Origin of the sequence: Sphingomonas sanxanigenens DSM 19645 = NX02 (assembly GCF_000512205.2) — a bacterium.
GTDB lineage: Bacteria > Pseudomonadota > Alphaproteobacteria > Sphingomonadales > Sphingomonadaceae > Sphingomonas_D > Sphingomonas_D sanxanigenens.
In genome coordinates, this window is sequence record NZ_CP006644.1 from 6,174,077 (window position 1) to 6,199,508 (window position 25,432).

27 protein-coding genes are annotated in these 25,432 nt (G+C 67.4%); 12 read left to right on the top strand and 15 right to left on the bottom strand.

What is annotated here, in order from left to right:
* Positions 1–122: 122 nt before the first annotated feature.
* The 3 genes from aguB to NX02_RS28505 form a co-directional block, all read right to left on the bottom strand.
* On the bottom strand, positions 123–971 hold the full coding sequence (aguB, locus tag NX02_RS28495; RefSeq protein WP_025295559.1) for an N-carbamoylputrescine amidase: 849 nt from the start codon (positions 969–971) through the stop codon (positions 123–125).
* Positions 972–1,032: 61 nt separating this feature from the next.
* On the bottom strand, positions 1,033–2,019 hold the full coding sequence (locus tag NX02_RS28500; protein ID WP_025295560.1) for an agmatine deiminase family protein: 987 nt from the start codon (positions 2,017–2,019) through the stop codon (positions 1,033–1,035).
* A gap of 32 nt (positions 2,020–2,051) precedes the next feature.
* Positions 2,052–3,713 carry a M28 family metallopeptidase gene (locus tag NX02_RS28505; RefSeq protein ID WP_025295561.1) on the bottom strand — a complete coding sequence of 554 codons (1,662 nt, stop codon included), beginning with the start codon at positions 3,711–3,713 and terminating at the stop codon, positions 2,052–2,054.
* Positions 3,714–3,827: 114 nt separating this feature from the next.
* Between NX02_RS28505 and NX02_RS28510 the strand changes: the two genes are divergently transcribed.
* A complete protein-coding gene (locus NX02_RS28510) occupies positions 3,828–5,828 on the top strand; it encodes an alpha/beta hydrolase family protein (RefSeq protein ID WP_025295562.1) in 2,001 nt (666 codons plus the stop codon).
* Between the two features lie 77 nt (positions 5,829–5,905).
* Here NX02_RS28510 and rpsD read toward each other — a convergent pair whose 3' ends face one another.
* Positions 5,906–6,520, bottom strand: coding sequence for a 30S ribosomal protein S4 (gene rpsD, locus NX02_RS28515; RefSeq protein ID WP_025295563.1), 615 nt, complete (start codon positions 6,518–6,520; stop codon positions 5,906–5,908).
* Positions 6,521–6,706: 186 nt separating this feature from the next.
* Between rpsD and NX02_RS28520 the strand changes: the two genes are divergently transcribed.
* Complete coding sequence (locus NX02_RS28520) at positions 6,707–7,009, top strand: chorismate mutase (protein WP_025295564.1); 303 nt, start codon at positions 6,707–6,709, stop codon at positions 7,007–7,009.
* Positions 7,010–7,021: 12 nt separating this feature from the next.
* Here the strand turns inward: NX02_RS28520 and NX02_RS28525 are convergent, their stop codons facing one another.
* From NX02_RS28525 to rpiB, 4 genes are all read right to left on the bottom strand, one after another.
* Positions 7,022–8,116 (bottom strand): TrmH family RNA methyltransferase, encoded by a 1,095-nt coding sequence (locus NX02_RS28525; RefSeq protein ID WP_084718146.1) that lies wholly within the window; start codon positions 8,114–8,116, stop codon positions 7,022–7,024.
* A 98-nt stretch (positions 8,117–8,214) separates the two neighbouring features.
* Complete coding sequence (gene nrdR / locus NX02_RS28530) at positions 8,215–8,676, bottom strand: transcriptional regulator NrdR (RefSeq protein WP_025295566.1); 462 nt, start codon at positions 8,674–8,676, stop codon at positions 8,215–8,217.
* Positions 8,677–8,679: 3 nt separating this feature from the next.
* Positions 8,680–9,993, bottom strand: coding sequence for a serine hydroxymethyltransferase (gene glyA / locus NX02_RS28535; protein WP_025295567.1), 1,314 nt, complete (start codon positions 9,991–9,993; stop codon positions 8,680–8,682).
* The gene (gene rpiB / locus NX02_RS28540; RefSeq protein ID WP_025295568.1) at positions 9,990–10,454 is read right to left on the bottom strand and encodes a ribose 5-phosphate isomerase B; all 465 of its coding nucleotides are present in this window, start codon (positions 10,452–10,454) and stop codon (positions 9,990–9,992) included. Before rpiB ends, glyA begins: the two co-directional genes overlap by 4 nt.
* Before the next feature lie 150 nt (positions 10,455–10,604).
* Between rpiB and NX02_RS28545 the strand changes: the two genes are divergently transcribed.
* The 5 genes from NX02_RS28545 to NX02_RS28565 all read left to right on the top strand — a co-directional run bounded on the left by NX02_RS28545 (position 10,605) and on the right by NX02_RS28565 (position 14,600).
* A complete protein-coding gene (locus tag NX02_RS28545; RefSeq protein WP_039998189.1) occupies positions 10,605–11,183 on the top strand; it encodes a sigma-70 family RNA polymerase sigma factor in 579 nt (192 codons plus the stop codon).
* Positions 11,176–11,979, top strand: a complete 804-nt coding sequence (locus tag NX02_RS28550; protein WP_158014212.1) for an anti-sigma factor — start codon at positions 11,176–11,178, stop codon at positions 11,977–11,979. Before NX02_RS28545 ends, NX02_RS28550 begins: the two co-directional genes overlap by 8 nt.
* Before the next feature lie 117 nt (positions 11,980–12,096).
* Entirely contained in the window at positions 12,097–12,570 is a 474-nt protein-coding gene (locus NX02_RS28555) for a hypothetical protein (protein ID WP_025295571.1), read from the top strand.
* Between the two features lie 144 nt (positions 12,571–12,714).
* Complete coding sequence (locus tag NX02_RS28560; protein WP_025295572.1) at positions 12,715–13,929, top strand: BtaA family protein; 1,215 nt, start codon at positions 12,715–12,717, stop codon at positions 13,927–13,929.
* Positions 13,930–13,931: 2 nt separating this feature from the next.
* A complete protein-coding gene (locus NX02_RS28565; protein ID WP_025295573.1) occupies positions 13,932–14,600 on the top strand; it encodes a class I SAM-dependent methyltransferase in 669 nt (222 codons plus the stop codon).
* A 22-nt stretch (positions 14,601–14,622) separates the two neighbouring features.
* Here NX02_RS28565 and NX02_RS32895 read toward each other — a convergent pair whose 3' ends face one another.
* Complete coding sequence (locus NX02_RS32895; protein ID WP_158014213.1) at positions 14,623–14,778, bottom strand: hypothetical protein; 156 nt, start codon at positions 14,776–14,778, stop codon at positions 14,623–14,625.
* A 244-nt stretch (positions 14,779–15,022) separates the two neighbouring features.
* Between NX02_RS32895 and NX02_RS31085 the strand changes: the two genes are divergently transcribed.
* The gene (locus tag NX02_RS31085) at positions 15,023–15,628 is read left to right on the top strand and encodes a Uma2 family endonuclease (protein WP_158014214.1); all 606 of its coding nucleotides are present in this window, start codon (positions 15,023–15,025) and stop codon (positions 15,626–15,628) included.
* Between the two features lie 199 nt (positions 15,629–15,827).
* Here the strand turns inward: NX02_RS31085 and NX02_RS28575 are convergent, their stop codons facing one another.
* From NX02_RS28575 to murI, 3 genes are all read right to left on the bottom strand, one after another.
* Positions 15,828–16,271, bottom strand: coding sequence for a DUF695 domain-containing protein (locus tag NX02_RS28575; RefSeq protein ID WP_025295575.1), 444 nt, complete (start codon positions 16,269–16,271; stop codon positions 15,828–15,830).
* Positions 16,272–16,370: 99 nt separating this feature from the next.
* Complete coding sequence (hemA, locus tag NX02_RS28580; protein WP_025295576.1) at positions 16,371–17,585, bottom strand: 5-aminolevulinate synthase; 1,215 nt, start codon at positions 17,583–17,585, stop codon at positions 16,371–16,373.
* A 140-nt stretch (positions 17,586–17,725) separates the two neighbouring features.
* Positions 17,726–18,523 carry a glutamate racemase gene (gene murI, locus NX02_RS28585; RefSeq protein ID WP_025295577.1) on the bottom strand — a complete coding sequence of 266 codons (798 nt, stop codon included), beginning with the start codon at positions 18,521–18,523 and terminating at the stop codon, positions 17,726–17,728.
* Between the two features lie 142 nt (positions 18,524–18,665).
* Here murI and plsY point away from each other — a divergent pair, with 142 nt between their 5' ends.
* From plsY to topA, 4 genes are all read left to right on the top strand, one after another.
* Positions 18,666–19,271, top strand: a complete 606-nt coding sequence (gene plsY, locus NX02_RS28590; RefSeq protein WP_025295578.1) for a glycerol-3-phosphate 1-O-acyltransferase PlsY — start codon at positions 18,666–18,668, stop codon at positions 19,269–19,271.
* Entirely contained in the window at positions 19,264–20,358 is a 1,095-nt protein-coding gene (dprA, locus tag NX02_RS28595) for a DNA-processing protein DprA (RefSeq protein WP_025295579.1), read from the top strand. The genes plsY and dprA overlap by 8 nt, the downstream gene beginning before the upstream one ends.
* A gap of 10 nt (positions 20,359–20,368) precedes the next feature.
* A complete protein-coding gene (locus NX02_RS31090; protein WP_025295580.1) occupies positions 20,369–21,034 on the top strand; it encodes a YciC family protein in 666 nt (221 codons plus the stop codon).
* Between the two features lie 97 nt (positions 21,035–21,131).
* The gene (gene topA, locus NX02_RS28605; RefSeq protein ID WP_025295581.1) at positions 21,132–23,696 is read left to right on the top strand and encodes a type I DNA topoisomerase; all 2,565 of its coding nucleotides are present in this window, start codon (positions 21,132–21,134) and stop codon (positions 23,694–23,696) included.
* Between the two features lie 32 nt (positions 23,697–23,728).
* Here topA and NX02_RS28610 read toward each other — a convergent pair whose 3' ends face one another.
* Genes NX02_RS28610 through dut form a run of 3 tightly spaced genes read right to left on the bottom strand, consistent with a single transcriptional unit; the run spans position 23,729 to position 25,294 of the window.
* A complete protein-coding gene (locus NX02_RS28610) occupies positions 23,729–24,091 on the bottom strand; it encodes a hypothetical protein (protein WP_025295582.1) in 363 nt (120 codons plus the stop codon).
* Complete coding sequence (locus tag NX02_RS28615; RefSeq protein ID WP_025295583.1) at positions 24,088–24,843, bottom strand: HesA/MoeB/ThiF family protein; 756 nt, start codon at positions 24,841–24,843, stop codon at positions 24,088–24,090. The genes NX02_RS28610 and NX02_RS28615 overlap by 4 nt, the downstream gene beginning before the upstream one ends.
* A 4-nt stretch (positions 24,844–24,847) precedes the next feature.
* On the bottom strand, positions 24,848–25,294 hold the full coding sequence (dut, locus tag NX02_RS28620) for a dUTP diphosphatase (protein ID WP_025295584.1): 447 nt from the start codon (positions 25,292–25,294) through the stop codon (positions 24,848–24,850).
* Between the last annotated feature and the right edge of the window lie 138 nt (positions 25,295–25,432).

Here is a 25,432-nt window from a genome sequence, read left to right on the forward strand (position 1 = left end):
GGTCAACGGATGCGCGCCCAGGCCCCAAGGGCGCCCGGGAGGTGTCTGCGGTGTGTCCGCGGATTGCGGGATGTTTCGGGTGGCAGAATAGCCTCTCCCCTCGGGGGAGCGGCCAAGGGCGCTCAGATATCCTGAACCAGACGCCCGTAAAGCTCCGGCCGCCGATCGCGGAAGAAGCCGAACGCCGCGCGATGCTTTTTCGCGAGGTCGATATCCACCTCGGCCACCAGCACGCCGGTCTCGTCGCGCTTGTAGTCGGCGACGAAATCCCCGCGCTGGTCGGTGATGAAGCTGTGGCCGTAGAAGGTCTGGCCGCATTCGGTGCCGACGCGGTTGGATGCGACCACCGGCACGACGTTGGACACGCTGTGGCCGATCATCGCGCGCTGCCACAGCCGGCTGGTGTCGAGGTCCGGATCATGCGGCTCGTTGCCGATCGCGGTGGGGTAGAACAGGATCTCGGCGCCCATCAGCATCATCGCGCGCGCGGTCTCGGGATACCATTGATCCCAGCAGATGCCGACGCCGATCGTGCCGTAGCGCGTCTTCCACACCTTGAAGCCGGTGTTGCCGGGGCGGAAGTAGAATTTCTCCTCATAGCCGGGGCCATCGGGGATGTGGCTCTTGCGATAGACGCCCATCACCTCGCCGGCATCGTCGATCATCGCCAGGCTGTTATAATGATGCGGTCCATCCGCCTCGAAGAAGCTGGTCGGGATATAGACCTGCAATTCCTTCGCCAGCGCCTGCATCGCCAGCACCGCCTTGTGCTCGCCCACCGGCCTGGCGTTGGCGAACAGGCTCTCGTCCTCGACGCGGCAGAAATAGGGGCCTTCGAACAGCTCGGGCGGCAGGATGATCTTCGCACCTTGCGCCGCCGCCTCCCGCACCAGCGCGCTCACCGCCGCGATGTTCGCGTCGATATCGTCACCGAATGCAAGCTGCAGCGCAGCCACCTTCACCTTCGTCATGCCTGTCCCTCAACAATGAAGCCGCCGCCCGCGCACGCGGGACGGGCGCGTCACCCTGCCCCTAGATCGACGGCGCCTGCTGGCTGATGCAGTGGAAGCTGCCGCCGCCGGTCAGGATATGGTCGGCGTGCTGGCCCACCGCAACCCGGCCGGGAAACAGCGCCTGGATCGCCTGCACCGCCGCTTCGTCATTGGCAGCGCCATATTGCGGAACGACGACGGTGGCATTGCCGATATAGAAATTCATATAGCTCGCCGGGATCGCCTCGCCCTCTGCCTCGATCAGCCCGGGGGAGGGGATCGGTGCCGGTTCGAGGCCGAACGCGCGCGCGCGCGCCCAGGCGTCGGCATAGACGTCCGCATTGGGATCGTCCTCGCCCGCCGGCACCGGCAGCGCGAGCACGCCCGGCGCCACGAAGCGCGCGAGATTGTCGACATGGCCGTCGGTATGGTCGTTGGCGAGGCCCTCGCCCAGCCACAGCACCCGGTCCAGCCCGAGGTCATTCGCCAGCCGCGCTTCGATCTCCGTGCGGCTCAGGTCCGGGTTGCGGTTGGGATTGAGCAGGCATTGTTCGGTCGTCACCGCAAGCCCCGTCCCGTCGGTGTCGATCGCGCCGCCTTCAAGCACCCAGCCATGGCGGGTGGTGGCGAGCTTCGCCGCATCCGCCAGCCGCCCGCCGACATCCTCGTCGCCGGGCAGTTCATATTTGTTGCCCCACCAGTTGAAGTCGAAGTCGCGTGCCACGCGCTCGCCGGCGTGGGTGACGAGGATCGGGCCGGTGTCGCGCAGCCAGATGTCGCCGAACGGCGCGATCTCGACGATCACGCCGTCGTCGACCAGCGCCAGCGCGGCCTCGGAGGATTCGATGTCGGCGACGACGAGGCGGACCTGCTCGCCGCGCCCGTCGGCATGGACGGCGTTGGCGAAGGCGGCGACCTCGACGCGGGCGGGCGCGAGATCTTCCTCCCACAGTTCGGGATGGCTGGGAAAGCCGATCCACACCCAGTCATGCGGCGCCCACTCGGCGGGCTGTCGAAGCAGCGTCATGCGTTTCTTTCAATGATGAAAGGGCAGGTGCGTCAGCGCCCGGCGCGGGACCGGTCGCGGATGCCGCGGAACTCGTCGCCCTCCACCCAGTTCGGCCAGGCTGTCGTCGTCGCGAGCGCGCGTCCGATCATATAGTAAAGCCTGAGGTCGGAGAGAACACCCGTCCAGTCCCAGTTCGGATCATATTCGTCCTTGGGGCCGTGATAGCGATGCTCTTCATAATCCTTCGCCGCCGCAGCGCCTGCCGCCCTGCCGCCGGTCATCAGATCGTCACCGCCCTCGAAATAGAGCATCGGCACGCCCTGCTTGGCGAGGCTGAAATGGTCGGAGCGATAATAGAAGCCCTTCTCCGGCGTCGGTTCGGGGGTCGCCACGCGGCCCTCGGCGGTCAGCGCGCGATCGAGATAGGCGTCGAGCTCGGACTTGCCCTTGCCGATCACGATCACATTCTTCGCAGGGCCGGCCATAGAGAGCGCGTCCATGTTCACGCCCGCTACCGTCTGCTTGAGCGGCAGCACCGGATGCTCGCCATAATATTTGGAGCCGAGCAGCCCCGATTCCTCGGCGGTCACCGCCACGAAGGCGAGGCTGCGATCCGGCGTGCCGGCCTTCACATTCGCTTCGGCGAGCGCGACCAGAGCCGCGGTGCCGGTGGCGTTGTCGACCGCGCCGTTGCAGATTCTGTCGCCGTCCGGTGCCGCCTCGCACGTGCCGAGATGGTCCCAGTGCGCGGTGTAGAGCACATATTCGTCAGGACGCTTTTGGCCCGGCAGCACCGCGATGACATTCTTCGAGGCATGCTTGCGCAGCTCATTGTCGAACGAGACCGACGCCTTGACGCCGAGGTCGACCGGCTTGAACCCCTTCTGCTTCGCCGCCGTCTTCAGCGCCGCCAGATCCTGCCCCGCGCTCGCCATCAGCCGCGTCGCGATGTCGCCGTTGATCCAGCCGACCGCGGGCGCCTGGTCCATATTGCCGTTGGGCGAATCCGCCACCTGCTGCGTGCCCGTCCAGCTCGACTGGACGACGTTCCAGCCATAGGCGGCCGGCACCGTGTCGTGCACGATGATCGCGGCGGCGGCACCCTGCCGCGCGGCTTCCTCGAACTTGTAGGTCCAGCGGCCATAATAGGTCATCGCACGGCCGCCGAACGGCCCGTCCAGCCCCTCGTTTTCGTAATCGGGATCGTTGACGAGGATGATGACGGTCTTTCCCTTCACGTCGACGCCGGCATAGTCGTTCCAGCCCTTCTCGGGCGCGTTGATGCCATAGCCGACGAACACCACCGGGCTGTCCTTGACCTCGATGTGCGGGGCGACGCGATAGGTGCCGACCACCAGTTCGGGGCCGAACGCGGCGCTGATCGCCTGCTTGCCACCGGCGAAGGTCATGGGCGAGACGTTCTTGGCGGTGATCTCCACCAGCGGCACATCCTGGAACCAGCTGCCCTTGTTGCCGGGCTTGAGCCCCAGCTTGCCGAACTCGGCGACCAGCAGGTCGAGCGTCTTCTTTTCACCCTCGGAGCCCGGCGCGCGACCGCCGAACGCGTCGGACGAAAGTTCGGCGACGAGGCGCTTCATGGTTTCCGCCGAGATGGCGGGCGTGGCGGAGCCTTGCGCGAACGCCGGGGCACCGCCCGTGGCGCACAGGGCAAGGGCAAGTGGCAACGAAAGCAGGGTTTTCGAGATGCGCATGAAGCCGTGTCCGAAAAGGAGAAAAGTCCGATCAGCATCGGAAATGGCGCCTTTTTGCACTGGACTATGACAAGCGCAACCGGTTCACCTTGCCACAGGGCAGGGGGGTATCGAATGCGATCGATCGGATTGAGCATCATCGCGGCGGTCGCGATTGCGGCGGGGACGCCGCTGTGGGCGCAGGTGGCCGCACCGGCGGCGATCGACGCCGCAGCCGGTTTCGGCGCGCGCGAATTCGTCGATCAGGTGTCAATGTCGCCGGACGGGCGGTTGGTCGCCTTCATCCAGCCTTTTTCGGGGCAGGGATCAGTGGTGCAGGTATCCGACGTGTCGGGTCCGGGGACTCCCACAGCCAGGGTCATTCTGACCGCGTCGGGCGATCCGGAACGCATCCGCTGGTGCCGCTGGGCGAGCAACACCCGTTTGCTCTGCAACTATTATGGCATCGTCCCCCATCCGAACGGCAGCCTCGGCTATATCTCGCGCACCATCGCGCTCGATGCCGATGGCGGACGGATGAAGCAGCTGCGCCAGCGGCGCGGTTCGGGCGAGGCGCTCGGCTATACCGCGTCCGGCGGTACCGTGGTCGACTGGAATCCGGGCAAGGATGGCCATGTGCTGATGGCCCAGGATTATGTCCCCGAAGTATCGACGGGCACGCGGCTGGCGCAGACGTACGAGGGCGTGGGCGTCGATGATCTCGATTCGGTGACGCTCAGGGCGATCAACGTCGAGTCGCCGCGGGCCGATGCAAGCCGCTATATCTCGGACGGCTTCGGCAACGTCCGCATCATCAGCACGCGCGGCAAGACCGACGTCGGCTATGCCAAGACGGAAATGCGGTGGTTGTTTCGCAAGCCCGGCAGCCGCGCATGGGAGCCGATGCCGGCAGTGGAGGGCGAGACCTTCGTGCCCGAAGCGGTCGATCCCAAGTTGAATGTCGCCTATGGCTTCGTTCGCCGCAACGGCCGGCTGGCGGCATACACCCTTGCGCTGGACGGCAGCGGCAAGGCCGTCCTGCTGCAGGAGCATGCGAGCGTCGATGTCGACGACTTCATCCGCATCGGGCGCAGTCGCCGCGTCATCGGCGTAAGCTTCGCGACCGATCGGCGCGAGGCGCGCTATTTCGACCCGGCGCTCGAAGCGCTCGTCAAGTCGCTCTCGAAGGCGTTGCCGAAGCTGCCGCTGGTGCGCATCATCGATTCCAGCCAAGACGAGTCCAAACTGCTGCTTTGGGCCGGCAGCGATACCGATCCGGGCCGCTACTACCGCTTCGACCGCACGACGCGGTCCCTCAACGAGCTGCTGCTGGCGCGGCCGGAGCTGGAGCGGCAGCCGCTCGCCGAGATGGTGGCGATCCGCTATCCCGCGGCAGACGGCACGATGATCCCCGGCTATCTTTCGCTGCCCCCCTCGGGGCCGCGCAAGGGCCTTCCGGCGATCGTGATGCCGCATGGCGGCCCGGGGGCACGCGACGAATGGGGATTCGACTGGCTGGCCCAGTTCTTCACGAGCCAGGGCTATGCCGTGCTCCAGCCCAACTTTCGCGGATCGGCGGGCTATGGCGACCAATGGTTCGCTGACAATGGCTTCAAGAGCTGGCGGATCGCGATTGGCGACATCGATGATGCCGGCCGCTGGCTGGAACGCGAAGGGATCGCGGCGCCCGGCAAGCTCGCGGTGTTCGGCTGGTCCTATGGCGGCTATGCGGCGCTGCAGTCCGCAGTGACCGAACCCGGCCTGTTCAAGGCGGTGGTCGCGGTCGCGCCGGTCACCGACCTGCAGAAGCTGAAAGACGAACACTATAACTGGTCCGATTTTCTCGTCGTCAGCGCGTTCGTCGGCACCGGTCCGCACATCCAGGATGGTTCGCCGGCGCGCCATGCGGAACGGATCAGCGTGCCAGTGCTGCTGGTCCACGGCACCTACGACCAGAATGTCGGGTTCAGCCACAGCACGTTGATGGACAGCCGGCTGAAGGCGGCCGGCAAGAGCTCGACGCTCCTCACCTACCGTGGGCTCGACCATTATCTCGACGACAGTGTCGCGCGCACGGAGATGCTGAGGAAGAGCGCGGCGTTCATCGGCGCTGCGTTGGGCGTGGAAAAGCGCTGAGCGCGGTTCCCGTGCCGGACAAACAAAAAGGGCGGCCCCGGCGGGACCGCCCTTCCTGAAATCCTTAACGGATCCGATCAGCGCGAGTAGAACTCGACCACCAGGTTCGGTTCCATCTTCACCGGGTAGGGAACCTCGTCCAGCGTCGGCACGCGGACGAAGGTGACCTTCGCGGCGCCGTCCGGCGCCACATATTCCGGAATGTCACGCTCGGAGAGGCTCTGCGCCTCGAGGACCAGCGCCATTTCCTGCGCCTTGGTGCCCAGCGTGATCTCGTCGCCCGGCTTGATCTGGCGCGACGCGATGTTGCACTTCACGCCGTTGACGCGGATGTGACCGTGGCTGACGAGCTGGCGGGCGGCGAAGATCGTCGGCGCGAACTTGGCGCGATAGACGACCGCGTCCAGGCGGCGCTCGAGCAGGCCGATCAGGTTCTGCGAGGTATCGCCCTTCAGGCGGCTGGCCTCGACGTACGCCTTCTTGAACTGCTTCTCGGTGACGTCGCCGTAATAGCCCTTGAGCTTCTGCTTCGCCTTGAGCTGCAGGCCGTAGTCGGAGACCTTGCCCTTGCGGCGCTGGCCGTGCTGGCCGGGGCCATACTCGCGCTTGTTGACCGGGCTCTTCGGACGACCCCAGATGTTCTCGCCCATCCGGCGGTCGAGCTTGTACTTGGCGCTGGAGCGCTTCGACATATGTCGTTCCTTCAATTGCGTTGCGACGAGGTCGCGGAAATTCCCGGAGCCGCTCCGCCATGACGGGCATGGCGGGGCCACCGCTGCACCGGGGTGCGGGGCCAATTGCGAAGGCGGCGCTAATAACGGCGGCAGCCAAAGAGTCAAGCATTGACCGCGGCGGCGATCATCGGCACCCGGCGCGGCATGGCTGATATCATCCCTGCCCAGGCCTGCACGACGATGCAGGAAGTCCGCGCCGGCGTCGACGCGCTCGATGCGCGGATCGTGGCGCTGCTCGGTGAACGCATGCGCTACATGGAAGCCGCCGCGCGCATCAAACCCACCCGCGATGCGGTGCGCGACGAACCCCGCAAGGCCGCGGTGATCGATCATGCCGCGGCGGTCGCCGCGGCAGTGGATTTCCCGCCGGCGCTGGTTCGGGACATCTACGAAGTGCTGGTCGAGGGATCGATCGCGTACGAACTGGGGAAGTTCGACGCGCGGTAGGGGCAGAGACGCTCAGCGCTGCCTTGGCCGCGCCAGTTGCGACAGCACCCCCCGGAACGTCCGCACTTCCTGGCTCGACCAGCCCGGCTTGGTCAGCATGGTGCGCAATGTGCGCTTGGTTGTCGGCGTACGGTCAGGCGGGAAGAAGAAGCCGGCCTCGTCGAGCATCGACTCGAGCTGGCCGATCATGCCGTCCAGCTCGTTCTGCGGCGCCGGCGGATCGATATCGACCGCGGTCGGCTGCGCCAGCGCCTGGCCTTTCGACCATTCATAGGCGACCAGGATCACCGCCTGGGCGAGGTTGAGGCTGCCGAATTCGGGATTGATCGGCACCGTCAGGATGGTGCGGGCGACGGCGACATCTTCGGTCTCCAGCCCTGATCGCTCGGGGCCGAACAGCAGCGCCGAGCGGCCGGGCTCGGCGTGGATCGCACGCGCTGCTTCCTCGGGCGTCACCACCGGCTTGGTCACGCCGCGCTTGCGCACCGTGGTCGCATAGACGTGCGTGCAATCCGCTGTCGCCTCGGCGACGCTGCCGAACACGGCAGCCTTCTCCAGCACGATATCCGCACCCGAGGCGGCGGGGCCGGCCTGCGGATTGGGCCAGCCGTCCCGCGGGCTGACCAGGCGCAGCTCGGTGAGACCGAAATTCAGCATGGCCCGCGCGGCCTTGCCGATATTCTCGCCGAGCTGCGGGCGGACGAGGATGATGACGGGGGGTGGGGTGGTCATAAATTTCGTCTCTTCTGCAGGCTCCTCAACCTCCGTTCGCCCCGAGCGAAGTCGAGGGGCAGGGCCGAGCGAAGCCGAGGCCCGGACTTTCCGTTCGCCGGGCGGTATGGCGTTGCGCGCCAGATCATCCCAGTCTCCGGCGATCAAGGCTTCTTTCTTGGCACGTGACCAGGGCTTGATCCGCATCTCCGCGTCCAGCGCCTCGATGCGGGTCGGGAATTCCTGGCTCCAGACCAGTTCGACCGGACGGCGATCCTGCGTATAGCCGGGGATGGAGCCAGTCTGGTGCTGGCGGATGCGCTGTTCGAGATTGTCGGTGTGGCCGGTGTAATAGGACCGGTCCGCGCATCTCAATATATAGGCCCAGAACATCACGACCTCGTCGTCTCGGCTTCGCTCGACGACACCCCTCGACTTCGCTCGGGGCGAACGGCGAGGGGAGAGCGTCGCGTCCCAAAGCTCATCGCCTCGACCTACCCCTTCGCCGCCTCGCTCATCGCGCCGGCAATTTCCTCGAAGTCGCGCGCCTCGGTGAAGTCCTTATAGACGCTGGCGAAGCGGATATAGGCCACCGTATCCAGCCCCTTCAGCCCGTCCATCACCATCTCGCCGATCCGCTTGGAGGGCACTTCGCCGTCGCCCGCGGTTTCGAGCTGGCGCTGGATGCCCGAGACCAGCTTCTCGATCCGTGCCGGCTCGATCGAGCGCTTGCGGCAGGCGATCCGCACCGACCGGTCGAGCTTCTCGCGCTCGAACGGTTCGCGGCGGCCCTCGGCCTTGAGCACGGTCAGTTCGCGCAACTGGATGCGCTCGAACGTCGTGAAGCGCGCGGCGCAGCCTTCGCACTGGCGGCGCCGCCGGATCGCGGCGCCATCCTCGGTCGGGCGGCTATCCTTTACCTGGCTGTCCTCATGGCCGCAGAAGGGGCAGCGCAAGGATCAATAACCCGGATAGATCGGGAAGCGCGCGCACAAGGCGGCCACCCGCTCACGGACATTGGCCTCGATCTGGCCGTCGCCGGCCTCGCCATTCCTGGCGAGACCGTCCAGCACGTCCGCCACCATGTTGCCGATCTCGCGGAACTCGGCGGGGCCGAAGCCGCGCGTCGTCCCCGCGGGGGAGCCGACCCGGATGCCGCTGGTCTTCACCGGGGGAAGCGGATCGAAAGGCACGCCATTCTTGTTGCAGGTGATCGCCGAGCGCTCCAGCGCCTCGTCCGCATCGCGGCCGGTGATGCCCAGCGGGGTCAGGTCGATGAGCGCAAGGTGCGTGTCGGTGCCGCCCGAAACCACGTCCGCGCCGCGTTCCTTGAGCGTTGCTGCAAGCACCTTGGCATTCTCGACCACCGCGGCGGCATAGGTCTTGAACTCGGGGCGCAGCGCCTCGCCGAACGCGACCGCCTTTGCGGCGATCACATGCATCAGCGGTCCGCCCTGCAGACCCGGGAACACCGCCGAGTTGATCTTCTTCGCTACGGCCTCGTCATCGGTCAGGATCATGCCGCCGCGCGGGCCGCGCAGCGTCTTGTGCGTCGTCGTGGTCACGACATGGGCGTGGCCGAACGGGGTGGGGTGGACGCCGCCCGCGACCAGGCCGGCGAAATGGGCCATGTCCACCATGAAGATCGCGCCCACTTCGTCGGCGATCGCGCGGAAGCGGGCGAAATCGATGTGGCGCGGATAGGCGGAGCCGCCGGCGATGATGACGCGGGGCTTGTGTTCCTTCGCCAGCGCCTCGACCTGGTCGAAGTCGATCAGATGATCCTCGCGGCGCACGCCATATTGCACGGCGTTGAACCACTTGCCCGAAAGCGCGGCGCGCGCGCCGTGCGTCAGGTGGCCGCCGGCGTCGAGGCTGAGGCCCATGATCGTGTCGCCGGGCTTGGCCAGTGCCAGCATCACCGCGCCGTTCGCCTGCGCGCCCGAATGCGGCTGCACATTGACGAAGCCGCAGCCGAACAACGCCTTCGCGCGGTCGATCGCGAGTTGCTCGACCTCGTCGGATGGCGCGCAGCCCTGATAATAGCGCTTGCCGGGATAGCCCTCGGCATATTTGTTGGTGAATACGCTGCCTTGTGCTTCCAGAACGGCGCGGCTGACGATGTTCTCGCTGGCGATCAGCTCGATCTGGCCCTGTTCGCGGCCCAGCTCATGGCGCACGCCGGCGAACACCGCGGGATCGGCGTCGGCGAGGGTGCGGGTGAAGAAGCCGTCGGGCTGAACGTCCGACAGGGTGGCGGGGTTCGTGCTCATGCAGGCTCCTTGTCGATGTCGGTGGCAAGATCGGGTTCGCCGAGCTTCTCGACGCGGCGCGCGTGACGCCCGCCGCCGAACCCGGCGGTGAGGAAGGCGGCGAGGCAGTCCTTCGCGGTGTCCACGCCGATCAGCCGCGCGCCCAGCGCGATGACGTTGGCGTCATTATGCTCGCGTGAGAGGCGCGCCGCGAGGCCGTCCGAAACCAGCGCGCAGCGGCAGCCGGGGTTGCGGTTGACCGCGATCGAGATGCCGATGCCCGAGCCGCAGATCGCCACGCCACGATCGGCCTTGCCGGCGGCGACGTGCGCGGCCAGCGTGTAGCCATAATCGGGATAGTCGACCGAGGTCGTGTCGGCGGGGCCGAGATCGGCCACGTCATGGCCCTGCTCGCGCGCCCAGGCGACGAGAATGGCCTTGAGCTCGACCGCGGCATGATCTGAAGCGAAAGCGATGCGCATCGTCGGCGCCTGTTCCTGTCACAAATGAGTCGTATGCGCGCTCCCCTACAGCCGCAGCGCGCGGATCGCCACCCCGCAGAAACCGCCACGGCACGGCATCGGTCAAAGCTGCGTCTTGCGTCGCAGGGCAAACCCGATAACCAAGGCGCGGTGACGGCACTTTCCTCAACATCCGCGCGGGATGAAGCGCGCGCCTTGCTGGTCGCCGCGCTCTCGCGAGTCGCGGCCGGAGACAGGCTGGCGCTGCGCGAGGTTTATGATCGCACCTCCGCGAAGCTTTTCGGCATCGTGCTGCGTATCTGCCAGGAACGCGAGGCTGCGGAGGATGTGTTGCAGGAAGTCTATGTGACGGTGTGGAACCGGGCGGCGGGATATGATCCCGAGCGCGCGAGCCCCGTCACCTGGCTTGCAACCATTGCCCGCAACCGCGCGATCGACTGGCGCCGCGCACGCCGACCGGACCACAATGTGGGTGTCGAGGAAGCCGAGACGATCGCCGACGAGGCCGTGCTCGCGCCCGAGCGGATCGAGGCGGAGCAGGAGGCGCGCCGGCTCCACGGCTGCCTCGACGAGATCGAGGGACGGCAGGCGAGCGCGATCCGCGCCGCCTTCATCGGCGGCGCCACCTATGCCGAACTCGCCGAGCGCGACGGCGTGCCGCTGGGCACGATGAAGAGCTGGATCCGCCGCGGCCTCCTCAAGCTGAGGGAGTGCCTCGACCGTGGCTGACGCGCCGGCTGGCGAGGATCCCGACATGCTGGCGGCCGAACTCGCGCTGGGCGTGCTCGACGGGCCGGAACGCGCGGCGGCGTTGCGCCGGCTGCTCGCCGAACCCGCCTTCGGGCGCGATGTCGACGAATGGCGCGAAAGGCTGGCGCCGCTGATCGATACGGTGCCCGAACAGGCGCCGCCGGCGACGCTGTGGCCGCGCATCGAAAAGCGGATCGACGGTGGCGGAGAGGCGCGCGCGCTGAAGGCCAGCGTGACTCGCTGGCGCAGCTTTACCGCGGCGGCCTCGCTGGTGGCGGCAAGCGCGATCGGCTGGATCGCGATCAACCCGGCGCGCGCGCCCGATGGCGTGCGTCCGCCCGTCGCGGTCGAGGGTGCGGCCGATGAGGCGGCCGATCCCCGACTCGCGCAGCGCGAGCCATCGGCGGTGGCCCCGGCGCGCGGAAAGGCGGCCCGCGGCCCGATGATGATCGCCCAGCTCGCCCCGCCGGAACTTCAGCCGATGGCGATGGCGATGGCGGCGGTGATGCCCGATGGCGCGCTCAAGATTGCGCCAGGGCCGATGGCCGGCGAGGGCAAGAGCGCCGAATTGTGGGTGATCCCCGCCGGCGGCCAGCCGGTGTCGCTCGGCCTCGTGCGCCCGGGCGAGATGAACACCCTCACGATCCGTGCCGAGATTCGGCCGATGATCAACGGCGAGGCGACGCTGGCGATCTCGATCGAACCGGCGGGCGGCTCGCCGACCGGCCAGCCGACGGGGCCGGTGGTGGCGGCCGGCCGCGTCACCCGCATCTGACCCGCGTCCGGGCGCATCTCCCCTCGATCCGTCGATATCCCTCTTGCACCGCACGGAGTGGTGCGGGCATCGCATGCGTTGGGGGTTGGGACGATCAATGACCTGGAGTGTTTGCCCATGAAGTCCGTTTCCCCCATCGTGCTGGCGCTTGCGCTCGGGCTGGCAGGCTGCGGCGGCGCGCCCGCGACCAACACCGCCGACGCCGACAACGCCGCGAACGTCGCCGACGTGCCCGAGATAACCGACGTGCCCGTCGAAGGCGGCGGCATGACCAATGAGGGGGATGTCGGCCTCAACGCCGCCGGCGCCGCGCTCCCCACGGACGCGTGGGTCGGCAAATGGATCGGCGTCGAGGGGCTGGTGCTTGACATCCAGCCCGGCGACGGCCCCGGCAAATATGCGCTGGCGGTGACGCTGATGGATGGCACCGAGAATTATGAGGGCACCGCGAAGGGCGAAACCATCGCCTTCACCCGCGACGGCAAGGCCGAGACGATCCGCAAGGCGACCGGTGACGAGACCGGCCTCAAATATCTCGCCGGCAAGACCAACTGCCTGATGATCAAGACGGCCGAAGGCTTCTGCCGCTGAACGACAGCCCTCCCGTTCGCGGGAGGGAAGCAGGCCGTCGCGGCTTCGGTTGCGCATGTCTCAAATATGACAATCGCTCGCTGAATCGTCACCAAGCCGTCACGCGTCGCGATTAGGTGCGGCGGCGACGCGTGGAGGGTTTCGATGGCGACGGATGCGGTGAAGAAGGCTGTGCTGCGCGATGGCGAGAGCGGGCGGCAAAGGCTGCTCGATCGGGCTTTCGCCTTCGCGTTCAAGGGGCTGGTCTATGCCCAGATCTGGGAAGACCCGGTCGTCGACCTCGAAGCTTTGCAGCTTCGCTCCGACTCGCGGCTGGTGACGATCGCCAGCGGCGGCTGCAACGTGCTGTCCTATCTGACTGCCGGTCCGGAGCGGATCGTCGCGGTGGACCTCAACACGGCGCACGTCGCGCTCAACAAGCTCAAGCTGGTCGCGGCGCGCAAGCTGCCCGATCATGCGACCTTCCACCGATTCTTCGGCCAGGCCGACAGCAAGGCGAACATCGCCACCTACCGCAGCCATGTCGCGCCGCACCTCGACGAGGTGTCGCGACGCTATTGGGAAGGGCGCGATCTCACCGGCCGGCGCCGCATCGGCGGCTTCGCCAAGGGCATCTATCGCCGCGGCCTGCTCGGCGGGTTCATCGGCGCGGCGCACCTCATCGCCAAGGTCTATGGTGTCGATCCGAAGCGCATGCTGGCGGCGACCAGCCTCGAGGAGCAACGCCGGATCTTCGACGAGGATTTTGCGCCGGTGTTCGACAAGCGCTTCGTGCGCTGGCTGACCGGCCAGCCGGCGAGCCTGTTCGGCCTCGGCATTCCGCCTGCGCAATATATTGCACTGGCTGGCGACGAACCCGACGGCATGGCCGCTGTGCTGCGCCAGCGGCTCGAAAAACTCTCCTGCGACTTCGACATCCGCAACAATTATTTCGCCTGGCAGGCGTTCGGCCGCGGCTATGGCAAGGGGCCGGAAGCGCCGCTGCCGCCCTACCTCCAGCCCGACAATTATCGCGCGGTGGTCGACCGGGTCGATCGCGTCGAGGTGCGCCATCAGAATTTCATCGATTTCCTCGAAAGCCAGCCGGACGGCAGCCTCGATCGCTATGTTCTGCTCGACGCGCAGGACTGGATGACCGACGCGGTGCTGACGCGGCTGTGGCGCGAGATCACCCGCACCGCGCGGCCCGGGTCGCGCGTGTTGTTCCGCACCGCCGCCGAGCCCACCCTGCTGCCGGGCCGCGTGCCGGACGAGATTCTTGGCCGCTGGCATTATGCCGAGGATGAATCGAAGGGCTTCACGGCGGCGGACCGGTCGTCCATCTATGGCGGCGTGCATCTCTACACGCTGAAGGACTGATCATGGCAACCACCGTCGGCACCCATGCCGAGCGGATGGACGGGGTCTACCGCGTCCAGCGCCACTTCTATGATCTGACGCGCAAATTCTACCTGCTGGGGCGCGATGCCTGCATCGCCGGCATGGTACCGCCGCCGGGCGGAGCGATCCTCGAGGTCGGCTGCGGTACCGGGCGCAACCTCGTCCTCGCCGCGCGCAGGCATCCCGGCACGCAATTGTTCGGCGTCGATATCTCGTCGGCGATGCTGGAGACGGCGGACAGGTCGGTGGCGCGCGCCGGGCTCGGCGGGCGCGTGACGTTGGCGCAGGGCGATGCCACCGCGTTCGACGCGCAGGCGCTGTTCGGCCGTGCGGCGTTCGACCGCATCTTCATGTCCTACACCTTGTCGATGATCCCCGACTGGCAGGGCGCGCTCGACCAGGCCGCGCGCGTGCTCGCGCCCGGCGGCGCGATCCATATCGTCGACTTCGGCCAGCAGGAGCGGTTGCCCGGCTGGTGGAAGCGCTTCCTGTTCGGATGGGTCGCGATGTATCAGGTCACCCCGCGCGCCGCCCTGAAGGACGCGCTGACGCGCCTCGCCGAGGCGCACGGGATGATGATGGAATTCAAGCCGCTGCTGCGTGGCTATGCGTGGAGCGCTGTCCTCCGCAAGCCGGTCGCCGGCGCCTGAGCGCGGGCGACCGCGCGATCGCTTAGCCGATCAGGTCGGTAACGATCTTGCGGAGTTCGCCGCGCGACAACGTGCCGCGCCTGGGTGCCGGGGGCGTCTTGCCGAAAGCCAATCCGAAGATCGGGCTGAACAGCGACATGCCGTTGGCGGTTGGATTGTGAACGCTATGAATGTTCATGGTCCGTTTCTCTTTATCGTTGCTTCGACCGCGCACTATGCGCGGCCGGAATTTGCGGGGACTATGCCTGTCGGCATGAAGCCTGCTGCATCGCCGATATGCGAAAACGGCACCCGCAAAGGGCGCCGGAATGGCAGCTTGGCTTGAAATGGGTCGGCAAAGGCCGACTCAACCGGATCGGGCGGTGTCACCCGCTGAGCGCCATATGAGGGGCAATGGTGGTGATTTCAAGGCGGCGGTGGACATGATTGCCCGGAACGGCGGCAATCGCTATTTTCCTGCCCGGATGAACAAGCCGCTCGCCCCCATGACTCCGGAGTCGGCCGCGAAGGCGCGCTTCAGCAAGGAAGAGTTCCTTGCGATGGCGTCCCTAGGCGCGTTCGACGACATGAGCATCGAGCTTGTCGACGGAGAGTTGGAGCGGATGAACCCGCCGATGAGCGAGCATGGCCGGTTGCAGGGCGAATTGACCTATCTTCTGCGCCACGCGCTTGCGGGCACCAGCATGGTCGTGCTGGGTGAGACCGGTATCGATCTTGGCGGGCAGACCGTGCGGAGCTGCGACGCCGCAGTCCTGTCCGCTCCGCTCGATGAGAATCGGCTGCTACGTCCGGACGATGTGGCGCTGCTCATCGAGATCGGATTGACGACGGTCGAGCGCGACATGGGCGCGAAGCGGATCGATTATGCCCGTGCCGGCGTGCGGCATTATTGGGTCGTCGATGGCGAGCGGCGCGTTGTGCACCTGTTCGCCGAGCCGCTGAACGGCGATTATGCCGATGTTCGCTCGATCAAGTTCGGCGCGCCGTTGACGGTACCGGGTAGTGATCGCGTACTGATCCTGGGATAGGCTGGACGCTGGCGCATCGGGACCAGATCCAGCCCTCGGTTTCCTTCGAGGCGCGCGAAGCGAAGTTGTCCGCGTTGCGAGACGTGCTGGACCACCCGATCGCAAGAGGTGGCGCTCATAGCACCCACCACGTGAGACAGCATCTCGACACCGTCGTGGAAGAGTTGCGCCACAAAGAACAAGCGGGATATCGTACGATTTACCGTCCCGTTCTGCCTTGGCTTGGCAGGAGGCGACTCAGTGTGGCCCAGTCCTCGTCTTCATAACATTCCATTGAAATTGGATATTTGGGCCTGTCTCGCAGGATCGCGTTGAACTCTAAGGAAAACTCCCGCGGGTCATACGTATGGAAAAGCCAGTCCCGCTGGTCGTTGCCCGTAATGCTTGCGACCTCGACAGCGCATAGCTTCGACGCGAGCGGTTCAAGGAAAATGTCCTCGAATGCTTCGATTTCGCTGCGGGTCGCATCATCCGGATGGCCGGTGTCGGTGGGGCCATAAGGCCAGCTTATCTGGACGACGAACTTGAATATTTCACGATCGGGTTCGGCTGGCAAACGACTGCGGCAGCGAATGACGATATTGTGCGCGCCATTGGACGCCGTCACGAGGCTCCAATTATCATCATTGTAGATGTTCGCCACTCAACAGTCCCGAGCAATGATGCTCGGAACGCATAGTCGAGCCCGTCCGCCAGGAAAAGCTTGCTGCTCTTGGATATTCCCGGGCGACCGCGGCGGCCCTCACGCCGCCTTGCGCATCTCCAGCCGGTCCCAGATCTCCACCAGCGCGCCCGCCAGTTCGTCCATCATCGCTTCGGTGTGCGCGGGGCCGGGGGTGAAGCGCAGGCGTTCGCTGCCGCGCGGCACGGTGGGATAATTGATCGGCTGCACATAGACGCCATATTCGGCGAGCAGGATATCGCTGATCCGCTTGGCCTTCACCGGGTCGCCGACCATCAGCGGCACGATGTGCGTGGTCGAATCCATCACCGGCAGCCCCGCGTTGCGGAACTTCGCCTTCAGCATCGCCGCCGAAGCCTGCTGGCCGTCGCGCTCCTCGCTCGACGCTTTCAGGTGGCGGATGCTGGCGAGCGCGCCGGCGACGAGCACGGGCGACAGGCTGGTGGTAAAGATGAAACCCGGCGCATAGCTGCGGATCACGTCGATGATCACCTGGTCGGCGGCGATATAGCCGCCCATCACGCCGATCGCCTTGGCGAGCGTGCCTTCGATGATCGTCAGCCGGCTCGCCGCCTCGTCGCGGTCGGAGATGCCGCCGCCGCGCGGGCCGTACATGCCGACCGCATGGACCTCGTCGAGATAGGTCAGCGCATTATATTTGTCGGCAAGGTCGCAGATACCGTGGATCGGCGCGACATCGCCTTCCATCGAATAGACGCTCTCGAACGCGATCAGCTTGGGCGCCGCGGGATCGTCTGCCGCCAGCAGTTCTTCGAGATGCGCGAGATCGTTGTGGCGGAACACGCGCTTCTCGCAGCCCGCGTTGCGGATGCCGGCGATCATCGAGGCGTGGTTCAGCTCGTCCGAATAGACGATGCAGCCGGGCAGCAGCCTGGCGAGCGTGGAGAGCGTCGCGTCGTTAGAGACATAGCCGCTGGTGAACAGCAGCGCGCCTTCCTTGCCGTGCAGATCGGCCAGCTCGCCCTCGAGATCGACGTGGTAATGGGTGTTTCCGCCGATGTTGCGGGTGCCGCCTGAGCCGGCGCCGACATCGTGCAGCGCCTCTTCCATCGCCGCGATCACCTTGGGGTGCTGGCCCATCGCGAGATAGTCGTTCGAGCACCAGACGGTGATCGGCTTCGGGCCATTATGCCCTGCGAAGCAGCGCGCGTTGGGGAACGCGCCCTTGTTGCGCAGGATGTCGATGAAAACCCGATAACGGCCCTCGGCGTGGAGCCGATCGATCGCCTGGGTGAAGATGCGCTGGTAATCCAAGTCCAATCCCCGCGGGCCGTTGACTGTCGCGCCCCCCGATTATCTTTGAGGGAACGCATATATCCGTGACGGCAGATACGCCAGCGCTAACGATTCTCAATGGGACGGATTGTCCAACCCTCAGTGATCGCTTCCTTCGATCACAGCTCGGCCAGCGTCTCCAGCCCGAAACGGGCGAGCGCGGGGGCGAGCCGGCGTTCGGCATCGCCCAGTCGCGTGAACACCGCGATACCAGGGGCCGGCCCGGTCGGCCAGGGCTGCCCGTCCGTCAGGAAGGCGACACGCCGGGCGATGCCCTCACCGCCATGGACGAAGTCCAGCGGGCGCGGGCTGGCTGCCGCGAGTGCGTCGGCGACGAGCGGAAAATGGGTGCAGGCCAGCACCACGGTGTCGATGCGATCGCCGCCGGGCTGTGTCAGCAGGCCATCCAGCGCCGCGGCGAAATCGGCCTGTGGCGGTGATTCGCCGCGCAGCCGCGCCTCGGCGAGATCGACCAGCGCCGCCGAGCCGTGGCGCAGCACGAGGCAGTCCGCAGCCCATTCGGTGGTCAGATTGTCGACATAGCGCTGGCGGACCGTGGCATCGGTGCCGAGCACGCCGATCGCGCGCGTTTTCGAGGCGAGTGCGGCGGGCTTGATCGCGGGCACGGTGCCGACGATCGGCAGGTCCAGCGCGGCGCGAACATGCGCCAGTGCGATCGTGGAGGCGGTATTGCACGCGATCACCACCAGCCGCGGGTGAAAGCGTTCGACGAGGCGGCCCAGCAGGGCCGGCACGCGTGCGGCGATCTCGGCTTCGCTGCGCGTGCCATAGGGATAGCCGGCCGAATCGGCGGCATAGACGATCGGCGCATGCGGCAGCAGCGCGCGCGTCGGCGCGAGCACCGAAAGACCGCCGACGCCCGAGTCGAAGAACAGCAGGGGGCGGCGGGCATCCATCGGCGGCGCTGTAGGGCGGTGCGTGCGATGTTTGAAGTCCCTGGGCGCGCGAATGTCATTGCCCGGCCTTTCGATCAGGCTAAGACGAGCAGCACTGGATGCCGGCAATCGACTGCGCCGGCGCTGCCTTGGGGTGTTCGCGTTGTTGTCTCAACCTTGGTTCGGCGCGGCGCTCGCGCTGATCACTGGCTATCTGCTGGGTTCGATCCCGTTCGGTGTGCTGCTGACGCAGTTCAGCGGCGCAGGCGATCTGCGCAAGATCGGCTCGGGCAATATCGGCGCCACCAACGTGCTGCGCACCGGGCGCAAGGGGTTGGCCGCGGCGACCTTGATCCTCGATGCCGCGAAGGGCGCGGCGGCGGTGCTGCTGGCCGCGTGGCTGCTGCCGGGTACCGAGCATCTCGCCGCGATCGGCGCCTTTTTCGGCCATCTCTATCCGGTGTGGCTCACGTTCCGCGGCGGCAAGGGGGTCGCCACCTTGCTCGGCCTCGCGCTGGCGCTGAGCTGGCAGGTGGGGCTGGTCTACGCGGTGGTCTGGCTGGGGGCGCTGGCGCTCTCGCGGATCTCGTCGGTGGGCGGCATGTCCGCGGCGATCGCGGCGCCGATCGCGGCGGCGGCGCTCGGCATGTTCGGCATCGCCGCGCTGCTGCTGCTGTTCGCGCTGATGGTGCTGTGGAAGCATCGCGAGAATATCGGCCGGCTGCTCGAGGGTACCGAGCCCAGGGTCGGCAGCGCCAAGCGTGGCTGACGGCGGGCGCGACGAGGACCGGATCGCGCGGCTGCGGCTGGCGCGCACGCCCCATATAGGACCGGTCAGCTATCGTCAGCTCCTCCGCCGCTTCGGCGATGCGGTGACGGCGCTCGCGGCGATCCCCGAGCTTGCCGCGCGGGGCGGTGGCCGTGCGCCGCTGCCCTGCCGGCGCGAGGATGCCGAGCGCGAATTCGCACGCGTCGCGGCGCTGGGCGCGCGCCACCTGTTCCTGGAGGAGCCCGACTATCCGGCACCGCTCGCAGAACTCGACGACGCGCCCCCGGCGCTGATCCTGCGCGGAAGCGTCGCGCTGCTCGACCGGCCGGTGGTGGCGATGGTCGGCGCGCGCAACGCATCCGCCGCGGCCTGCCGCTTCGCGCGGATGCTGGCGCGCGGGCTGGCGGACGAGGGCGTGACGGTGGTGTCCGGCCTGGCGCGCGGCATCGACACCGCGGCGCATCTGGGCTCCATCGAGGGCGGCACCGTCGGTGTGATCGCGAGCGGCATCGACATCGCCTATCCGCCCGAAAATGCCGAACTGCAGGAACGGATCGCGCGAGAGGGGCTGCTGGTTGCCGAACAGCCGCCGGGGCGCGAGCCGCTGGCGCGTCACTTCCCCCGCCGCAACCGCATCATCGCCGGGCTGGCGCTGGGCACGGTGGTGGTGGAAGCCGCGCCCAAATCGGGGTCGCTCATCACCGCGCGGATGGCCGCGGATGCCGGACGCGAGGTGATGGCGGTGCCCGGCTCGCCGCTCGACCAGCGCGCGCAGGGCTGCAACCTGCTGATCCGCGAGGGCGCCACGCTCGTCCAGTCCGCCGCGGACATCGTCGAGGCGGTGCGCCCGATCGACCCGCGCATGCGGCAGGATCGCGCCGCCTGGACCGGGCCGCCCGCGGTCTACGACGCCGGCGCCGCGGACCGTGCCCTGGTCACCGAATTGCTGGGCCCCGTGCCGGTGCCCGTCGACGAACTCATCCGTCTTTCAGGCCTGGCGCCGGCGATCGTACAGCTCGTGCTGCTGGAACTCGAGCTGGCAGGGCGGCTGGAGCGCCATGCCGGGAGCAGGGTGAGCATTGCCTAAGGAGACCGGGTTGGACGTGTTACGCATCAATGCCGGCGCGGTGCTGGCCCAGACCCGGGTGCTGCTGCGCCGTGCCCCGGCGCCTTCGTTGCTCGCGCTGGCGGTGCTCGCCATGCTCGATACGCTGACCGATGTGGCGGGACTGGGCAGCAGCGGCGGCATAACCATCGTCGTCGGTCTGCTCTCGCTCATCTTCCAGCTGATGATCACGCGCGCGCTGCTCGCAGCGTTGCAACTGCGCGGTCCGGACGGGGGAAGCAGCTTCTGGATGATCCTCGGGCTCGGCATCCTCTCAGGGCTCGCCATATTGCTCGGGTTCGTCTTGCTCGTGGTGCCCGGCATCTTCCTGACGGTGCGCTGGGCGCTGTCCGTGCCGATCCTCGTCGCCGAGGAGGTGGGGCCGAGCGACGCGATGCGGCGAAGCTGGGCGCTGACGGAGGGGAATTTCGGCCCGGTGCTCGCGTCGCTCGTCATCGTCTATGCGCCCGGCATCGCGCTGCTGGTGGCGGCGACGCTGCTGCTGCCGTCCGAATGGTCCGAATGGCTGCCGGTGCTGGTGGTGCTCAATCTGGTGATGGAGGCGACCTTCATCGTCGGCTGGCACCTGCAGGTCGCCCTGTTCGCGGCCAGCCATGGCGAAACCCGGGAACGCGCGATGGCGGACATCTTTGCATGAAGCGGCTGCCGTCCTCCGCCATTGCATCGCAACCACTTGACGCCCTAGAGACCGGGCCGCCACCCTCGCGCGTACGTATGAAGGAAAAGCGCGACTGATGAATCTCGTGATCGTCGAATCGCCCGCCAAGGCGAAAACCATCGAGAAATATCTCGGCCCGGGGCATCGCGTCCTGGCATCCTATGGCCATGTCCGCGATCTGCCGGCCAAGGACGGATCGGTGAATCCCGATGACGGATTCGCGATGGAGTGGGAAAACTACGCCGACAAGGCGAAGCAGCTGAAGGCGATCACCGACGAGGCGAAGGGCGCCGACACGCTGATCCTCGCCACCGACCCCGATCGCGAGGGCGAGGCGATCAGCTGGCATGTGCAGGAGGTGCTCAGGAAGCGCCGCGCGCTGCCCAAGGACGTCCGCCGCGTAACCTTCAACGCGATCACCAAGCCCGCGGTCACGCAGGCGATGGCGAACCCGCGCGCGCTGGACGAGGATCTGATCGACGCCTATCGGGCGCGCCGCGCGCTCGACTATCTCGTCGGCTTCACGCTTTCGCCGGTGCTGTGGCGCAAGCTGCCCGGCGCGAAGTCCGCCGGCCGCGTCCAGTCGGTCGCGCTGCGGCTGGTGGTGGAGCGCGAGCGCGAGATCGAGGCGTTCGTCGCGCAGGAATATTGGTCGGTCACCGCCGACATGGAGCAGGACGGCACCGGCTTTGCCGCGCGTCTCGTCCGCTGGAACGGCAACAAGGTCGATCGCCTGACGATCGGCAAGGCCTGCGATGCCGAGGCCGCGAAGAAGGCGGTCGAGGAGGGGCGGTTCAGCGTCGTCTCGGTCGAGACCAAGCCGCTGACGCGCAACCCGCCGCCGCCCTTCACCACCTCGACCCTGCAGCAGGAGGCCGCGCGCAAGCTGGGCTTCTCCGCCAGCCACACGATGCGGCTGGCGCAGGCGCTCTACGAGGACGGGTCGATCACCTATATGCGGACCGACGGCGTCCAGATGGACCCGAGCGCGATCTCCGCGGCGCGGGGCGCGATCGCCCACCGCTATGACGCCAGCTACGTGCCGGACAAGCCGCGCCAGTACCAGGCCAAGGCGAAGAACGCGCAGGAAGCGCATGAGGCGATCCGCCCGACCGACTTCATGAAGGATCGCGCGGGCTCCGGCGACCATGCCCGGCTCTACGATCTCGTCTTCAAGCGCGCGCTCGCCAGCCAGATGGCCTCGGCGCGTCTCGAGCGGACGACCGCCGAGATGGAGGACGGCTCCGGGCGCCACGCGCTGCGCGCCACCGGCCAGGTCGTGCTCTTCCCCGGCTATCTCGCGCTGTACGAGGAAGGCCGCGACGACGAGGCGGATGAGGACAGCAAGCGGCTGCCCAAACTCTCCACTGGCGATACGCCGGCGAAGAAGGCGGTGCGTGCCGAGCAGCATTTCACCCAGCCGCCGCCGCGCTATTCGGAGGCGAGCCTCGTCAAGAAGATGGAGGAACTCGGCATCGGCCGCCCCTCCACCTACGCCTCGATCCTGCAGACGCTGAAGGATCGCGACTATGTGACGGTCGAGAAGAACCGCTTCACGCCCAACGAAAGCGGGCGGCTGGTGACGGCCTTCCTCGAGCGCTTCTTCGAACGCTATGTCAGCTACGATTATACGGCTGGGCTCGAGGAGAGCCTGGACGACGTCTCGGGCGGACGTGCGGGCTGGCAGGCGGTGCTCGAAGCCTTCTGGCGTGACTTCAAGCCGAAGACCGTGCAGGTCATGGAGCAGAAGCCCTCCGAAGTGACGGCGGCGCTCGACGAGTTTCTCGGGCCCTACCTGTTCCCGGACAAGGGCGACGGCAGCGATCCCCGGCTGTGCCCGAACTGCGGCGAAGGCCGGCTGTCACTGCGCGGCGGCCGCTTCGGCGCGTTCATCGCCTGCTCCAACTATCCGGACTGCAAGTTCACCCGCCGCTTCGCGCAGGCGGGGGGGGCGGAAGCCGGTGGCGATGCGGGGCCCGAGGTGATCGGCACCGATCCGGAGACGGGTCAGGAGATCAGCAAGCGCTCGGGCCGCTTCGGCCCTTACATCCAGATGGGCGATGGCAAGGAGGCCAAGCGCGCCTCGATCCCCAAGGACATTCCGGGCGATGATTTCGGGCTGGATTGGGCGATCAAATTGCTGTCGCTGCCGCGCGAGGTCGGCAAGCATCCGGAGACCGGTAACCCGATCACCGCGAGCATCGGCCGTTATGGGCCCTATCTGGCGCATGACGGCAAATATGCCCGGCTGAAATCGACTGCCGAGGTGTTCGAGACCGGCATGAACGCCGCGGTGGTGAAACTGGCCGAAGCCGCGGCAGGCGGCCGTCCGGCCCGCGGCGCGGCCCGCGAACCGTTGCGCATGCTCGGCAAGCACCCGCGCACCGAGGCCGAGATCAAGCTGATGGAAGGCCGCTTCGGCCCTTATGTGACCGATGGCGAGACCAACGCGACCCTGCCCAAGACGGTGCAGCCGGAAGCGCTGACGCTTGAGGAAGCCGCGCAACTGATCGACGCGCGCGCCGCGGCGGCGCCGGCGAAGGGCAAGGCGAAGAAGAAGCCGGCGGCGAAGAAGGCGCCGGCGGCCAAGAAAGCGCCGGCCGCGAAGAAGGCCGCGCCGAAGAAGAAAGCGGCGGAATAGGAATGGCTGTAGGGCCGCCCGCCGGGCAAGCCCTACAGCGCCATCAGCCGCGCCCCGCGATCCGCCGCCAGCGCGCCGAGCAGACCGCCTGCCTCGATGCGCGGATCCAGCCGTTCGGCATCGAGCCCGATCAGCGCCAGCCCGCTCTGGCACGCGATCAGCGCCACGCCGGCGTCCAGCGCTTCCTCATAGAGCAGGTCCAGAGTCGGCAGGCCTTCCGAGGCGTACCATTCGTCGGCGGGATCCGCGGGCGGCACCCCGAGCAGCGCCACCGCGGCTTCGCTGAAGAAGATCCGCGCGGCATCGCCCAGCACCGCGCTCGTCGCCGCAATCATCAGCGCGGTGCGGAACTTCGCGCCATCGGGCGTCGCGAGGATGATGGTGATGCCGCTCATCGCGGTCCGCAGGCCGGGCAGCCGGGATCCTTGGGCAGGGCAAGGGTGCGGAAGCGGAAGGCGAGGGCGTCGACCAGCAGCAACTTGCCGGCGCTGTCATCGCCGAAACGGGTGATCGCGCGCACCGTCTCCAGTGCGGCGAGGCTGCCCATCACGCCGGTCAGCGCGCCGAGCACGCCCTGGTCGGCGCAGGAGATGTCGGGCCGGTCGGGATCGCCGCCGACGAAGCAGCGATAGCAGGGCTTGTCGGCATCCCAGCCGCGGAACAGGCCGAGCTGCCCCTCGAACTGACCGACCGCCGCCGAGACCAGCGGCACGCGCAGCGCCAGCGCCGCGTCCGCCACGGCAAGGCGGGTGGCGAAATTGTCGCACCCGTCGAGCACCACGTCGGCGCCGGCGAGGAGCGCGGCGGCGTTGCCGGCATCGATCCGTTCCCTCACGGTGGCGACGCCGACATCCGGATTGAGCCGCGCCACCGCGCCGGCGGCTGTCTCCACCTTGGCCGCGCCGACATCCGCGGTCGCGAACAGGGTCTGGCGCTGGAGGTTGGAGAGCGAGACGGTGTCGTCGTCGATCAGCGTCAACCGCCCGACACCGGCTGCCGCGAGATACTGGATCGCCGGGCTGCCGATGCCGCCCGCACCGATCACCACGACATGCGCGCCCAGCAGCGCCTGCTGGCCCGCACCGCCGATCTCCTTCAGGATGATGTGGCGCGCGTAGCGATCGAGCTGGTCGTCGGTCAGGTCCACGCGATCAGAACCCCATGCCGGTCGATCCGAAGCCGCCGGTGCCGCGAACGGTGTCGTCGAGGTCGGAGACCTCCTCGAACCCGGCGGTCAGCACTTCCGCAGGGACGAGCTGGGCGATGCGGTCGCCCCGGGCGATCGCGAAAGGCTCCGTGCCGAGGTTGATCATGATCACCTTCACCTCGCCGCGATAATCGGCGTCGATCGTGCCCGGCGTGTTGGCGAGCGAGATGCCATGCTTGAGCGCGAGGCCCGAGCGCGGCCGCACCTGCACCTCATAGCCGTTCGGGATCGCGATCGCGAAGCCGGTGGCGACGGCATGGCGCGCACCGGGCGCAAGGGTGAGATCCTCAGCCGAGACGATGTCGAGCCCCGCGGCGCGTTCGGTGGCATAGGCGGGGAGGGGCAGGCCCTCGCCATGGGGGAGGCGCTTGATGGCGATGGTGATGGTCATTGGGTTCCCTAACTTTCCCTTGCCCCGGAAGGGGAGAGGGTTGCGCAGACTTGCGGCCGCCCCTTGGCGGGCCCTGGTCGGAGCTGGGAGCGGCGCTTTCGGCGTGCACCCCTCATCCAACTTCGCCCAATTCGCTTC